The 15,181-nt window shown below is 74.7% G+C and carries 8 protein-coding genes and 1 tRNA gene; all 9 read right to left on the bottom strand.

The features are described 5' to 3' along the window. Positions 1 to 110: 110 nt before the first annotated feature. The gene (locus tag C2142_RS21110; RefSeq protein WP_148644100.1) at positions 111 to 398 is read right to left on the bottom strand and encodes a hypothetical protein; all 288 of its coding nucleotides are present in this window, start codon (positions 396 to 398) and stop codon (positions 111 to 113) included. 484 nt (positions 399 to 882) lie between these two features. Next, positions 883 to 956: transfer RNA gene (locus tag C2142_RS21105), tRNA-Thr, on the bottom strand. 142 nt (positions 957 to 1,098) lie between these two features. Beyond that, positions 1,099 to 2,748 (bottom strand): alpha/beta hydrolase, encoded by a 1,650-nt coding sequence (locus C2142_RS21100; RefSeq protein WP_148644916.1) that lies wholly within the window; start codon positions 2,746 to 2,748, stop codon positions 1,099 to 1,101. 202 nt (positions 2,749 to 2,950) lie between these two features. Further along, positions 2,951 to 4,111, bottom strand: a complete 1,161-nt coding sequence (locus C2142_RS21095; RefSeq protein ID WP_148644099.1) for a hypothetical protein — start codon at positions 4,109 to 4,111, stop codon at positions 2,951 to 2,953. Positions 4,112 to 4,370: 259 nt separating this feature from the next. Continuing rightward, entirely contained in the window at positions 4,371 to 5,582 is a 1,212-nt protein-coding gene (locus tag C2142_RS21090; protein WP_148644098.1) for a DNA polymerase III subunit delta', read from the bottom strand. A 193-nt stretch (positions 5,583 to 5,775) separates the two neighbouring features. Beyond that, on the bottom strand, positions 5,776 to 9,141 hold the full coding sequence (gene tmk, locus C2142_RS21085) for a dTMP kinase (RefSeq protein WP_148644097.1): 3,366 nt from the start codon (positions 9,139 to 9,141) through the stop codon (positions 5,776 to 5,778). Between the two features lie 283 nt (positions 9,142 to 9,424). Next, positions 9,425 to 12,292 (bottom strand): type I DNA topoisomerase, encoded by a 2,868-nt coding sequence (topA, locus tag C2142_RS21080; protein ID WP_148644096.1) that lies wholly within the window; start codon positions 12,290 to 12,292, stop codon positions 9,425 to 9,427. A 534-nt stretch (positions 12,293 to 12,826) separates the two neighbouring features. Beyond that, positions 12,827 to 13,288: a DUF3592 domain-containing protein gene (locus tag C2142_RS21075; protein ID WP_148644095.1), complete on the bottom strand. Its 462-nt coding sequence runs from the start codon at positions 13,286 to 13,288 to the stop codon at positions 12,827 to 12,829. 337 nt (positions 13,289 to 13,625) lie between these two features. Further along, positions 13,626 to 15,158 (bottom strand): methyltransferase, encoded by a 1,533-nt coding sequence (locus C2142_RS21070; protein WP_148644094.1) that lies wholly within the window; start codon positions 15,156 to 15,158, stop codon positions 13,626 to 13,628. Positions 15,159 to 15,181 lie beyond the last annotated feature (23 nt).

Raw genomic sequence — 15,181 nt, 5'->3', positions numbered from 1 at the left:
GACCCGACGCATCATCTGCACTGGTCATGGTGGCGACGCCTCAGCCAGACCCGAGCCCGCCTCAGCCACTACAAACGCCGAGGTCACACCCCATAACTGTGATTGCAGTACTAGAAGAGGTCGGGGCGAACCTGCGAGAAGTAGTACGGCCGCTGGGCGATGAAGCCCACCGCATCCATGCCGGTCAGATAGTCAGTGCTGGTCTTGGAGTAGCGGGTGTTCTCCTTCCCGTCGAAGAACTTCCCGCTGGTGGTCTTGGCGACCTCGATGGTGCCACCGGAGACGCTCATCGCAACCTGATGGGTCTGGTTCCCGTAGCCGTCATAGGGCTGATAGGTGTGGCTGACGCCGTCGAACTCGCCCGCCTCGAGCGCTTCGAGGACTCGGTTTGCATCCATGATCAGCGCCTCCAGGTTGGCCGAAGAGTTGGAGACGCCCCGACCACCGGGGTGGTCGGGCCTTCTCTGAGACCCCGCGTTGAAAGGTGAGGGCTCCAGCCTAGAACCGGCTCGTCGACTGCATGTGTGCTTCAGCAGGTTCACTCCCAACTGGCCCCCGTCCCTCGAGGCCGCTCCCCACAAGAGCTCCTCGAGAGCGGCCTCGTCGAAGTGGACCTGCTCGACCACCTGCTCATCCTGGTCACGCTCCACCGCTTCGCAGCCCACCAGCCCCCTCACCGAGCAGAACGATCAACTCCGCTACGGCAACGAACCAACAACAACCACGGACACGCCTGTCACCTCAAGAGAAACGCACCCATCAACACCCGCGCTCACGCATCGCTCACGCAAGCGATCTTGTAGCGCGTCACTGATACCTGCTTACACATCAAGGAACGGCAAAAGGCCCAGGTCATGGGCTACCTGACCTGGGCCTTCACTGAGCCGCCTGCGGGATTCGAACCCGCGACCTACGCATTACGAGTGCGTTGCTCTGGCCAACTGAGCTAAGGCGGCACCGCTGCAACACGCGGTTGCAACGCGGGCCAGTCTACACAGGTTCGCGGGTGATCCGTAACGGGTTCCCGGGCGGGCGCGGAGCGGGGGCCGGGCGGGCGCGGAGCGGGGGCCGGACAGGGGCTGGCGGGGGGCCGGGAGCCTACGCGCCGCAGCGCTTCCCCTGCTCCGGCGGCTCGCCGCCGAGCAGGTAGCGGTTGACCGCGCCGTCGACGCAGGCGTCGTGCCGGCCGTACGCGGTGTGCCCGTCGCCCTCGTAGGTCAGCAGCCGGCCGGACTCCAGCTGCCCGGCCAGCGACTGCGCCCACGCGTACGGGGTGGCCGGGTCGCGGGTGGTGCCGACGACCACGATCGGCGCGGCGCCGGCCGCCCGGATGGTGTGTGCCGCTCCGGTGGCCTTCACCGGCCAGTAGGTGCAGGTCAGTGCCATCCACGCCATGTCGCGGCCGAACCGCGGCGAGGTCCGCTCGAAGTCCGCCACCGCCTGCTGGACGTCGCCGGGGCCGGTGAACGGCGCGGGCAGGTCCAGGCAGTTCACCGCCATGTTGGCGAACATCAGGTTGGGGTACGAGCCGTCCGAGCCGCGTTCGTAGTACGAGTCCGAGAGCTTGAGCAGGCCGCTGCCGTCGCCGGTCTTGGCGTCGGCGAGCGCGGTGCGCAGCCTGGGCCAGAGGAAGTCGGCGTACATGGCCTGGATGACGCCGGTGGTGGCCTGGGCCTCGGTGAGCCGGCGGCCGCCGTCGGCGGTGGTCAGCGGCTGGGCGTCGATCGCCTTGAACAGGGCGGTGAGCTGCTCGCCGGCCTGCTGCTCGGTCCGGCCGAGCGGGCAGTCCTCGCGCTTGGCGCAGTCCTGGGCGAAGGCCGCCCAGGCGGTCTCGAAGCCGCCGGCCTGGGTGCGGTTGCCGGTGATCGCGTCCAGGGACGGGTCCATGGCACCGTCCAGCACGATCCGGCCGGTGCGGGTCGGGAAGAGCCCGGCGTAGGTGGCGCCGAGGAAGGTGCCGTACGACTTGCCGACGTAGTTGAGCTTCTCGTCGCCGAGCAGCGCGCGCAGCACGTCGAGGTCGCGGGCGGTCTCGACGGTGCTCAGGTGGCCGAGCCGGTCGCCGACCCGCTGGCGGCAGCCCTCCGCGAACTCCTTGTCGGCGGCGACCAGGGCGTCGATCTCGGCCTGGTCGTCAGGGGTGATGTCGGCGGCGCTGTAGGCGTCCATCCGCTCGCCGCCGAGGCAGGTCACCGGGGCGCTGCGGCCGACGCCGCGCGGGTCGACGCCGACCAGGTCGTACCGGGCCCGCACACCACCGTCGTACGTCCGGGCGACGGCCTCCACGTAGTCGACCGCCGAGCCGCCGGGGCCGCCGGGGTTGAGCAGCAGCGAGCCGAGCCGGCCGGATCCGGCGCCCGTACCGGAGCCGGCCGGGACGGCGGGGGCGCGGACCGCCGACAGGGTGAGGTCCCCGCCCGCCGGGTGGTCGTAGTCCAGCGGCACCGTGAAGGTGGTGCACTCGAAGCCCTCGTCGCAGGGCTGCCAGGCGAGCCGCTGCCCGTAGTACGGCGCCAGGGCGGCGGGGACGGCCGCCGGGAGCGGCTCCAGCGGCGTGACCCCCGGCCGGGCGTCGGCCGCGGAGGCCGTCGCGGACGGGGAGCCCAGCGCGGACGGGGAGCCCGGCGCGACGGTGTCGGAGGAGGAAGCGCGCGGCGTGGAGGTGCTGAAGCTGCACCCGCCGACCAGCAGCCCGGCGGCCAGCACCGCCGCCACCGCCGGCCGGCGTCGGCCCCGCTCCGCCCTCATCCGCTCCCGCTCCCGCTCCCGCTCCCGTTCCCGTTCCCGTTCCGCCTGCATCTGCTCCCCCTCTGACCTCGGGTTCCACGGCGCGGCCGCCGCCGGTGCCCGGGTACGGCGAGCGTAACGCCCGCCGGGTGCCCGCATCCGGCCTGCTCAGGGCTGCTCAGGGCTGCTCAGCACTTGCTTCTCAGCCGCTGCCGAGGCCTGCTCAGGACACCTTGGCCAGCGTCTCGGCCAGGTACTGCGCCGCCTGCCGGACCAGCCGCAGCCGCTCCCGGTCCGCCGTGTAGTCCTGCACGTTCTCGGAGATCCGCACGTCGGCGCGGGCCGCCGCGCCGGTGCCGGCGCGCAGCGCGGCCTGGAGCTTGCGGGCCGCGTCCAGCCCGGCGGCGTCGGCCTTGGCCGCGGCCAGCAGCAGCTTGGGCGCGGCGCCGACGGGTGCCTCCGCCCCCGTCAGGGCCAGCGCGGCGGTGTCGTACCGGCCGGAGACCGCCGCGGCCGCGCCGTACAGGTCGGGCCGGGCCAGGGCGGCGGCCGCGGCGCAGGGCGCGCCGCCCTCGACGCCGAGCGTGCCCCAGGACGCCGGGCCGGGCGGCAGGGTGCGGAAGGTCGCGGCGATGGTGGTGCGCAGCGCCGCGTCGTCGGCGATGGCCTGCGGGGCGGCGGCGACCAGCTCGCAGGGGTGCGCGGTGCCGTTCGGCGCCTCCGGGGCGACCAGGATGAACGGGCGGGCCTTGCCGGTCTGGACGGCGGAGCCGAGGCCCTCGAAGACGTCGGGGACTTCGGCGTCGGCGGTCTTGCGCGGGGTGGCGGCGTGCATCACGACCACCGGGAACCGGGCGTTCGGGTCCTTGGCGTACTGGGCGGGCAGCCAGACCCGGACGTTGCGCGGGTGCCCGTCCGGGCCGAGCACGGCGGACTGCAGCAGCTCGCCGCCGGCGGGGTGGCCGACGCTGTCGAACCGGCTGGCCACCGGCGCGGCGGCCGGCGTGGTCGCGGACACGGCGGTGGCGGACGCGGCCTCGGCCTCGGCCACCGGCGGGGCAGCCTGCCGTGCGGCGGCCTCACCGTCCGTGCCGTCCGCCGCCGCGGCGTCGGAGTCGGCGCCGAACTCGGCGGAGCCGGACCGCGGCGCCGAGGACCCCAGGACGCCGAACGTCCCCAGGGCCGTGAGCAGCGTCAGCGCCGTGACGCAGACGCCGCAGACCATCGCCCCGGCCGCGCGCAGCAGCATCGGCCGCTGGTCACCGGTGAGCTCGTAGGTCTCGGCGGCCCGCAGGTCGCGCCAGCGCAGCAGGGCACCGCGCGCGAGCCAGACACCTCCCCCGGCGGCGGCCAGCAGGGGAACGACGAGGAGCGAACGGACCATGGGACGCACCGCCTCGGGAGGAGGGCCGGACCACCGGTGGGGGGCCGGTGCCGGACGGGACGCGACGGCCCCGGCGTCGGGGCGCAGTCGGCCCCAGCGTGCAAGACGACCCGGCGGTCACACGTGGGTGTGCCCGGCGCGTACGGCCCGTTCACTCGAAGGTGGGACACGCGCCTAGCGCGGGAAGCCCTACCCCCTCGGGTGGGAGCGTTCGAGGACGTGCCCCGCCCCCGCGGACGGAAGCGTTCGAGGACGCGCCCTACCCCGCCCGCAGCGCGACCGTCATCGCCTCGACGGCGAGCAGCGGGTCGACGTTGCGGTCCAGCGCCTGCCGGCAGGCGAGCACCGCCTCGATCCGGCGCAGCGTGCCCTCCGGCGGACCGGCCTGCGCGACCCGCTCCAGGGCCGGCCGCTGGTCCTCGTTGGCCAGCGCACCGGTCGAGCCGAGCTGGAGGGCGAGCACGTCCCGGTAGAAGCCCAGGAGGTCGAGCAGGGCGACACCGAGCGTCTCCCGGCGGGTGCGGGTGGCGCGGCTCTTCTGCCGCTTCTCCAGCTCCTTGACCGCCCCGGCCATGCCGCGCGGGGCCTTGCCGCCCTCGGCCGCCCCGTACACGGCCTTGAGGTCGTCGGTCTCCTTGGCGTCCTGGGTCTCGGCGAGCGCCTCGGCGTCGGCCTTGGCGGTGTCGACCAGTCGCTGGGCGGCGGCCAGGCAGCCGCCGAGGTCGGCGACCTCCAGCGGGATCCGCAGCACCTCGGCCCGGCGGGTCCTGACCTCCTCGTCGACGGCCAGCCGGCGGGAGCGCTCGATGTCCCCCTGGCCCGCGAGCGCGGCCAGCCGGGCCGTCTCCGGGTCGACGCCGTCGCGGGTCACCAGCATGTCGGCGACGGCCTCGGCGGCGGGCTGGCGCAGGACGAGCAGGCGGCAGCGCGAGCGGATGGTGGGCAGGACGTCCTGGACGGAGGGCGCGCAGAGCATCCAGACGGTGCGCGGCGAGGGCTCCTCGACCCCCTTGAGCAGGGCGTTGGCGGCGGCCTCGGTGAGCCGGTGGGCGGCGTCCACCAGGATCACCGACCAGCGGCCGCCGGTCGGGTAGCTGGACGCGCGCAGCACCAGGTCGCGCATGTCGCCGACGCCGATCGACAGGCCGTCGGTGCGCACGTACTTCACGTCCGCGTGGCTGCCCGCCAGCACAGTGTGGCAGCCGTCGCAGAACCCGCAGCCGGGCGTCCCGCCGAGCGCGAGGTCCGGGCTGGTGCACTGGAGGGCGGCGGCGAAGGCGCGGGCGGCCGTGGTCTGGCCCGCGCCGGGCGGACCGGTGAACAGCCAGGCGTGCGTCATCAGCGAGGCGTTGCCGCCCGGCTCGGGTGCGGCCCCGCGGCCGGCGGCGACCGTCGCCCCGGCCGCCCGGGCGGCGGCGGTCAACTGCTCGACCACCCGCTCCTGGCCCACCAGGTCGTCCCAGACGGCCACTGCTGCTCCCAAGCTCGGTACGGACTGCCTCGTGCGGACCGCCCCGGTGTCCTACGCCCGGCCCGGTCTCCGCTCCCCGCGGTCGAGCATACGTGCCCGGTACGACGGCGGGCGGCGCCGCCGGAGCACCGCCCCGGCCACACCGCCCGCCGTCCTGCCGTCCTGCTGCCCTGCTGTCCTACCTATCCCGGGGTCAGCCCCGGCGCCAGCGCCGGCCCTTGCCCTTGCCGCCCTGGTCGTCCGGGGCGTCGGCCTCCGGCTCGGCCGGTCCGGCCGGTCCGGCCGCCTCGCCGCCGTACGCGAGGCGCGGGTCCTGCGGGCCCTGCCCGGCCGGGCCGGGCTGCTCCCAGCGGGCCCACTCGTCGCGCGAGCCGAGCAGGGTGTCGGTCAGGCTCGGCAGGTCGTCCATCGGGGTCTCCTCGGCCCAGGACGGCCGGGGACGCGGCTCGGGGGCCTGCTCCGGCTCCTCGACCACCGGCAGTTCCCGGGTGCCGTCGACCGGCTGGTCCTGCCCGGCGCGCGGGGCCGGCCCGGCCGGCCCGACCCGCGGCAGCACCTCGGTCCGATCCGTCCCGGGCACCCGGGGCAGCACGGCCGTCTCGTCCGCCGCGGCAGCGGGGACGACCGGAAGCTTCGCCGTCTCGTCCGCCGCGGCGGCGGGAACGACCGGGAACTTCGCCGTCGCGTCGACGCCGGAGACGCCCGCGCCGGCCTCCTCCGCCGCCCGGACCGCCGCCCGGCGGTCCCGCTCGGAGATCTCCTGGGTGGCGTCGTCGACGTCCTTGACCATCCGCAGCTCGGTGGTCACCGCGTCCCCCGGCACCGGCCGCCCGACCCGGTCGGCCGCGCTCTCCGCCGCGGCAGCCGCCGCAGCGAGCGCCGCGGCCTGCGCCAGCCGGGCCTCCTCGGCCCGCTGGAGCGCCTCCTCCGCACGCCGGCGCTGCTCCTCGCGCGCCAGCTCACGCTGCCGCTGCAGCTCCGCCTGGGCGGCCGCCTCGTCGGCGAGCCGCTTGCGCTCGGCGGCCTCGGCGGCGAGCCGGGCCTCCTCGGCCGCGCGCAGCTTGGCCTCCTCCTCGGCACGCCGGCGGGCTTCCTCCTCCGCCCTGCGGCGGGCCTCCTCCTCCGCTTTGCGCGCCGCCTCCGCGGCGAGGCGGTCGGCCTCCTCCTTGGCGAGGCGCTCCTTCTCCGCCTGCTCGGCCCGGAGCTGCTCCAGCAGTTCCTGCCGCTTGCGCTCGGCGGCCTCCGCCTCGGCCTTCTTCCGCGCTTCCTCGGCCGCGCGGCGCTCGGCCTCCTCGCGGGCGAGCCGCTCCTGCTCGGCGCGGGCGGCCTTCTCCTGCTCGGAGAGCGGCAGCTCGCGGTCGAGCCGGTGGCGGATCGCGGTGGTGACGGAAGCGGGCTGCTGGCTGCCATCGACGACCAGGTAGCGCGCCGGGTCGGCGGCCGCCAGGGCGAGGAAGCCGGAGCGGACCCGCTGGTGGAACTCGGTGGGCTCGGACTCCAGGCGGTCCAGCGCCTCGGTGAACCGCTCCCGGGCCCTGGTCGGGTCGACGTCCAGGACGACGGTCAGGTCGGGCAGCAGACCACCGGTCGCCCAGCGCGAGATCCGGGCCACCTCGGTGGCGGCGAGGTCCCGGCCGGCGCCCTGGTAGGCGATCGAGGAGTCCATGTACCGGTCGGTGATCACCACGGCGCCGCGGGCCAGCGCCGGGCGGATGACGTTCTCGACGTGCTCGGCGCGGTCGGCGGCGTAGATCAGCGCCTCGGCGCGGTGCGACAGTCCGGTGTTGCCGACGTCCAGGACGAGACCGCGCAGCCGCTGGCCGACCGGGCTGCCGCCGGGCTCGCGGGTGAGCACCACCTCGTGGCCCTTGCCCCGGATCCACTCGGCGAGCGCCTGGGCCTGGGTGGACTTGCCGGCGCCGTCGCCGCCCTCCAGGGCGATGAAGAAGCCGGTGTCGGTGGTGCGGTGCGGGACCGGACCGGCCGCACCGCGGACGGCGTCCACCAGGTCGCGGCCGAACGGGACGGTGCCGCGCCGGTCGTCGGTCCTGAGCAGCACCACGGCGGCGAGCACCAGGGTCAGCAGGCCGGCGGTGGCGACCGCGAGGGCCGCGCCGCCGTGGATGAAGGTGAACGAGCCGGGCTCGACGGTGCCGTACTCGATGTTCCCGTAGGCGGCGGCGATCAGCGGCACGACGATCAGTGCGGCGCCCACGACGGCCCGCAGCACCGCGTTCAGGTGCTCGGTGACCTTCGGGAGCCGGGCCTCCTCGACCTCCTGGGCGAGCAGGTTGCGACCGGCCGAGATCACGATGCCGGCGGCCAGCCCGGCCAGCACCGTGAGCAGCAGGACCAGGACGAAGTCCAGCACCAGGCCTGCCAGGATCAGCGCGACGCCCTCGGCCAGCAGGGCGAGCGCGAGCAGCCGACGGCGGGAGAGCGCGGGCAGGGTGACCCGGGCGAGCCGGGCGCCGAGCGCGGGCGTGCCGGCCGCGACGAGGACCAGCAGGCCGTAGCCGATCGGCCCGGCCCGGTGCTCGGCGGCGGTCAGCAGCGCGAGCGCGGCGACGCCCGCCATCGATGCGTAGGCGGCGGCGACCGCGAAGGTGAAGTACGGGGCGGAGCCGGTGCGGCCCTTGCCCAGCGCGGGCCCGGGGGTCGCGTCGGTCGGGGCGCGCAGGCCCCGCAGCGGGGAGTGCGGGACCACGGAGGCCGGGCCGCCGGGCAGCTCGTGCTGGTAGACCCGGACGGCCGAGACGGCGAACAGGGCGGCCGCCCCGAGGGCGGCGAAGGTGGTCTGGTGGGCGCGCAGCCAGTCCGAGGCCACCGCCGCGAAGACGTTGCCGACCAGCGTGAGCGCGACCAGCGCGACCGCCGCGAGCGGCACGGTGGCCCAGCCGGTGCGCCGGTCCAGCGTCCCGACGGTGTCCAGGTTGGCGGCGGACGGGCGCCGCTCGGCGGGCGGGGCGTAGGGGTTGGCCGGCGGCAGCAGGGCGGGGACGGCGGCGGCCTTGGCGATCGCCCAGACCCGCTCGGCGGCGCCGGTCACGAAGACGGTGCCGAGCAGCAGGTAGGTGGCGGCCCCGGAGGGCCTGGCGTCCGCACCGGAGCCGGAGCCCAGCCAGACGATCCACCACGGCGCGACGCCGATCAGCACGACCCGCAGCACGTCGGCGCCGAACAGCGTCCAGCGGCGGTCGAGCTTCCCGCTGAGCAGCCCGTGCACCGGGCCGAGCAGGGCCGCGCCGACCAGCACCGTGGCGGCCAGCCGGACGGCGAAGACGGCGGCGACCGCGAAGGCGAGGCTGCGCGGCAGGTCGCCGAACTGCCCGCCGAGCGCGGCCGCGATCACGGTGAGCGCGAGCAGCACCAGCAGGCCGAGCCGGTCGGCGGTGCCGCCGATCAGCTGGGTGGTCCAGAGCCGGCGGTACGGGCGCAGCCGCAGCAGTGCGCGGGCCCGCTCGCCGGGGGTTCCCGCGGGCGCGACCTCGGGCAGGTCGGGCGTGCCGGCTCTGGCGGCCGCGGCGGCGCTGGGGGTGGGCTGCTCCTCGCTCGTCATACGGTCAGCGTAGCGGTCGACGGTTGCCACAAACGGGTGAGCGGCCCTCCGGTTCGCCGTCATTGCAGGGTTGTGACGCACCCCGCACAGCTCCCTGACCACTCCTCCGAGGACGCCGCGCTCACTCCTTCGAGGGCGCCGGGCCCGCACCTGCGACGACGGCGGGTCCACTCCCCCGAGGACGCCGGGCCCGCACCTGCGACGACGGCGGGCCGCGCCTCCCGACACCACGGGCCCGCACCTCCGGAAGGGGAGGTGCGGGCCCGGTGCCGCCGGACGGGGGTCAGCCCTCGTCGGTGGCGGTGGTCTTGCTCGCGGCCGTCTTCTTGGCCGCCGTCTTCTTGGCGGTCGCGGTCGTGGCCGTGGTCGTCTTCTTGGCGGTCGCGGTCTTGGCCGTGGCGGTCTTCTTCGCCGCGGTCTTGGTCGCCGTCTTCTTGGCGGCGGCCTTCTTCGCCGGGGCCTTCTTCGCCGCCTTCTTCACCGGCCCGCGCGCCCGCTTCTCCGCCAGCAGCTCGTAGCCGCGTTCCGGAGTGATGGTCTCGACCTCGTCGTCCTTGCGCAGGGTCGCGTTGGTCTCGCCGTCGGTGACGTACGGCCCGAAGCGACCGTCCTTCACCACCACCGGACGCTCGCTGACCGGGTCGGTGCCCAGCTCCTTGAGCGGCGGCGCGGCGGCGGCCCGGCCACGCTGCTTCGGCTGGGCGTAGATGGCCAGGGCCTCCTCCAGGGTGACCGTGAACATCTGCTCCTCGCTGGTGAGCGAGCGCGAGTCGGTGCCCTTCTTGAGGTACGGGCCGTAGCGGCCGTTCTGCGCGGTGATCTCCACGCCCTCCGGGTCCGTCCCGACCACGCGCGGCAGCGACAGCAGCTTCAGCGCGTCCTCGAGCGTGACGGTGTCCAGCGACATCGTCTTGAGCAGCGAGGCGGTCCGCGGCTTGACGGCGTTCTTGCCGGTCTTCGGCGTGCCCTCGGGCAGGATCTCGGTGACGTACGGGCCGTACCGGCCGTCCTTGGCGACCAGCTGGTTGCCGCTGACCGGGTCCTGGCCTAGCTCGAAGTCGCCGCTCGGCCTGGCCAGCAACTCCTCGGCCAGCTCGACGGTGAGCTCGTCCGGCGGCAGGTCGTCGGGGATGTCGGCGCGCTGGCCGGGCTCGCCCTCGACGGCGGACGCACGCTCGACGTACGGGCCGTAGCGGCCGACCCGCAGGGTGATGTCGTCGCTGATCCGGAACGAGCTGATCTCCCGGGCGTCGATCGCGCCGAGGTCGGTGACCAGCTCCTTGAGACCGCCCAGGTGGTCGCCGTCGCCGTTGCCGGCCTCGGCTGCCCCGCCGGTCGCGTGGCCCTCGCCCTCACCGAAGTAGAAGCGCTTCAGCCACGGCACGGACTTGGCCTCGCCGGCCGCGATCCGGTCGAGGTCGTCCTCCATCTTCGCCGTGAAGTCGTAGTCGACCAGCCGGCCGAAGTGCTTCTCCAGCAGGTTGACCACGGCGAAGGAGAGGAACGACGGCACCAGCGCCGTCCCCTTCTTGAAGACGTAGCGGCGGCCGATGATGGTGTCGATGATCGAGGCGTAGGTGGAGGGGCGCCCGATCTCCCGGTCCTCCAGCTCCTTGACCAGCGAGGCCTCGGTGTAGCGGGCCGGCGGCTTGGTGGCGTGGCCCTCGGGGGTGAGCTGATCGGCGGCCAGCGGGTCGCCCTCGGCCACCTGCGGCAGCCGGCGCTCGCGGTCGTCCAGCTCGGCGTTCGGGTCGTCGGCACCCTCGACGTAGGCCTTCAGGAAGCCGTGGAAGGTGATGATCTTGCCGGAGGCGGAGAACTCGGCGTCCCGGCCGTCCGCGGCACGCCCGCCGACCTTGACGGTGACCGACTGGCCGACCGCGTCCTTCATCTGGGAGGCGACGGTGCGCATCCAGATCAGCTCGTACAGCCGGAAGTCGTCGCCGCTCAGACCGGTCTCGGCGGGGGTGCGGAAGCGGTCGCCGGACGGGCGGACGGCCTCGTGCGCCTCCTGGGCGTTCTTGACCTTGCTGGCGTAGGTGCGCGGCGCGTCCGGCAGGTAGTCGGCGCCGTAGAGCTGGGTGACCTGCGCGCGGGCGGCCGCGATCGCGGTGTCCGAGAGCGTCGTCGAGTCGGTGCGCATGTAGGTGATGAAGCCGTTCTCGTACAGCTTCTGGGCCACCTGCATGGTCCGCTTGGCGCCGAAGCCCAGCTTGCGGCTGGCCTCCTGCTGGAGCGTGGTGGTGCGGAACGGCGCGTACGGCGAGCGGCGGTAGGGCTTGGACTCGACGCTGCGGACGCTGAACGCGGTCTGCTCCAGGGCGGCGGCCAGCGCGCGGGCGGCCTGCTCGTCCAGGTGCAGGGTATTGGTGCTGCCGGCCTTGAGCCGGCCGTCCGAGCCGAAGTCGCGGCCGCTGGCGATCCGCTTGCCGTCGACGGCGGACAGCCGTGCGCCGAAGGTCTCCGGGTTGGCGGCGTCGGCCGGGCTGCGGCCGGTGCCGAAGGTACCGACCAGGTCCCAGTACGAGGCGCTGCGGAACGCCATCCGCTCGCGCTCGCGCTCGACCACCAGCCGGGTCGCGACGGACTGCACGCGGCCCGCCGAGAGCTTCGGCATGACCTTCTTCCACAGCACCGGCGAGACCTCGAAGCCGTAGAGGCGGTCGAGGATGCGGCGGGTCTCCTGGGCGTCGACCAGGCGCTGGTTCAGCTCGCGCGGGTTGGCCACGGCCTCCTGGATCGCCGACTTGGTGATCTCGTGGAACACCATCCGGTGCACCGGCACCTTGGGCTTGAGCACCTGCTGGAGGTGCCACGCGATGGCCTCGCCCTCGCGGTCCTCATCGGTGGCGAGGAAGAGCTCGTCGGACTCCGCGAGCAGCGACTTCAACTTGCTGACCTGGGACTTCTTGTCCGCGTTGACCACGTAGATGGGGGCGAAGTCGTGGTCGACGTCCACGCCGAGGCGGCGCACCTCGCCGGTGTACTTGTCCGGCACCTCGGCCGCCGTGCTGGGCAGGTCGCGGATGTGCCCGACGCTCGCCTCGACGATGTAGCCGGGGCCCAGGTAGCCCTTGATCGTCTTCGCCTTGGCCGGCGACTCGACAATGACGAGTCGCTGTCCGTGCGCGGTCTCGCTGCTCGGGGACACCTTCGCTCTTCTCTCCCGGTCGTTATGTGGGCTGGTCGGCGCCGGCAGCACGGGCTGCGCTCCGCCCGACCCCTCCACCGTCCCGGGGCAGCCGCTGTACGACGACCCCACCAGCGGAGTGTGACCGTACCCCGGCCACCCTTGTCAAACGGACGGATCCTGCTTTTTCACCGGCAAGGCCGACCGACGCCACTCGAACGGTAACCCGATGATGGAGGATCGCGCCCCGTGGAGGGGGGCTTCGGCGGGTTCCGAAGGATGGAATGACGGATTTCAAAATCTGTCAACGGAAAATCGGCGCCCGGCGACCGGGCTGGTGGTAGGGGGTGCCGGGAGCGCTTCGGGAGCAGCCCGGGGGAGCGCCCGGGTCGGACCGGACCCGACCGGGCCGGACCTCGGCAGACCGCCACCGGACCGGGGCTCGACCCCGGCCGAACGGCCGCAGGACCGCGACCGGACCACCGCCGGACCGGGTGGCCGGAATCCGACGTCATGGCCGGTTCGGGACGCCGGGCCCCGGGGTCGGCCGACGCCTCAGTTGGTGGCGGCGGCGGCCAGCAGGGCGGCGCCCGCGGCCAGGCAGCCGACGCCCAGCGCCGTCCACAGCAGGTCCGTCACGACGACACCGCCGGTCTCCGCCGCCGCCAGCACCACCCGGCTCGGCCGACGCGGGTCGTAGGAGATGCGGACGGACGTGCCGGGCGAGAAGCGCGGCGGGCGGCGCAGCGGGGTATGGCCGCGCGGCCGGGCGAGCACCACCTCGGCCCGGCGCGCCGCACCGGGACCGTCGATCGCGGCCGGCGCGGAGAAGGTCAGCAGCGGCGAGCTGTCGAGTTCGCTGTGGGTGTCCGACTCCGCGACCACGGTGGCCACCGCCGGTATGCCCCGGCGGCGCACACCGTGGCGAAGGCGTACTTCGGCGGCGCACCAGAGCAGCAGCACGCCGCCGAACAGCGCGAGCACCGCGCCGCCCACCGTCGCGGTCGTCGTCTCCACTCCTGGGCCCCCAGCTCTGTCCACGGCCTGTGGACAGAGCCTCACAGTCGGGGGCCAACGAGGGGCAGCTGTTCGGCGACCGACGGGCGAACCAGGGACTACAGAGAGATGAACCGGGCCCGCGTCCCGAACGGGCCGGGTCGGGACGGCCGGAGCCGGTCGGGCTGGCCGGGCGGCCGGAGCCGGTGGTTCCGGCGTCGGGCTCCGGCGCTTCGGCCCTTGCCCTTGGACCCTGGCTCTTCGACCCCGCTCGTCCGGCCCCGGCTCCTCGGCCCTTTAGTGCTTCGGTGCTCCGGACCTTCGGCCCGGCGGGGCCGGCCGGCGCGGGGCCGGGTGCTCAGCCGGCGGGCTGGATGAACCCCTGCTCGGTGAGCAGCCGCAGCGACTCCGGCACCCGGTCCCGCAGCACCACCCGGTCCTCGCCGAGCAGCTGCGCGATGGCGTCCACGATCTCGCCCGCCGACAGCGTCCCGTCGCAGACCCCGGCGAACCCGGCGCCCACCGTGTCCACCTTGGTGGCCCGCCGCATGCCCCGGTTGTGCCGCAGGATCACGTGCTCCGGGTCCTCCGCGCCGGGCGCGCCGACCTGCTCCTGCACCACCTCGTCGGCCAGCACGTACCGGGTCGCGAGCAGCCCCGCGTCGTCGTGCGTGCGCAGGAAGTCCTGCCGGGCGAACCACTCCTCGATGTGCGGGCCGAGCGGCTGCTCGACCGGGTGCGGCCACTCCTCCACCCGAACGGTCGGCTGCTCGACGCCGCCCGCCCGCAGCGTGATCCAGCCGAACCCGATGCCCTCGACCCGGCCCGCCTCGAACGCGTCCAGCCACTCGCCGTACCGGGCCTGGTAGTCGCCGCCGGGACCGCGGTGGTCGCCGCCGTCGCGCAGCCACAACTCGGCGTACTGGGAGACGTCCTGGACCTCCCGCTGGACGATCCAGGCGTCCAGGCCGGTGCCGGCCACCCAGCCGGCCAGCCGCTCGTGCCAGTCCTCGCCCTTGACGTGCTGCCAGTTGGCGAGCAGCTGGCAGTAGCCACCGGGCTCCAGGTGGCTGGCGGCGGAGCGGACCAGGCTGCGGCAGAGGTCGTCGCCGGCCATCCCGCCGTCCCGGTAGGTGAACCGGCCCGAGGGCGAGATCACGAACGGCGGGTTGGAGACGATCAGGTCGAACCGCCGGTCGCCGACCGGCTCGAAGAGGCTGCCGGTCGCGGCCTCGGTGTTCTCGAACCCGGAGAGCGCGAGCGTCAGTTCGGTGAACCGCAGCGCGCGCGGGTTGAGGTCGGTCGCGGTGACCCGCTGGGCGTGCCGGGCGGCGTGCAACGCCTGCACGCCCGAGCCCGAACCGAGGTCCAGGGCGGCCCGGACCGGCCGGCGCACGGTGATGTTGGCCAGCGTGGTGGACGCACCGCCCACCCCGAGCACCAGGTCCTTGCGGGCCACGCCGTGCGCGGTCTCGCCGGAGCCGATCCCGCCCGCGCCGCCGACCGCACAGCCGAGGTCGGAGACCACCCAGGCGTCCGAACTCGGCAGCCCGGCCACCTCGTTGGCATACGGGCGGACGTCCACGGTGGCCCGGACCAGGTCGCCGTCCGGGCGCAGCCAGCCGTCGGCCAGGCAGTCCTCGACCGGCAGCGCGGCGGCGGCCGCCCGGTACGGCACGGGCTGCTGGAGCAGGAACAGCCGCACCAGCGTCTCCAGCGGCGTGCCGCCGCGGGTCGCGCGCAGGGCCGGCACGGCCTCGCTGCGGGCCAGCGCCGCGTACCCGGTGGGCCCGAGCAGGTCGAGGCAGCCGTCAGCGGTGAACGAGGCGGCGAGCAGCGCCTCGCGCAGCTTGGCGAGGCGGGTCGGGTCGAGAACGGGGCTACTGATCACCCCGCCATTGTCCCCCGGGCCGC

It is taken from the genome of Streptomyces sp. CB01881, from assembly GCF_002953255.1.
Classification (GTDB): domain Bacteria; phylum Actinomycetota; class Actinomycetes; order Streptomycetales; family Streptomycetaceae; genus Kitasatospora.
The sequence above is the reverse complement of the archived record's forward strand: the minus strand, read 5'-3'. Positions and strand labels throughout refer to the sequence as shown.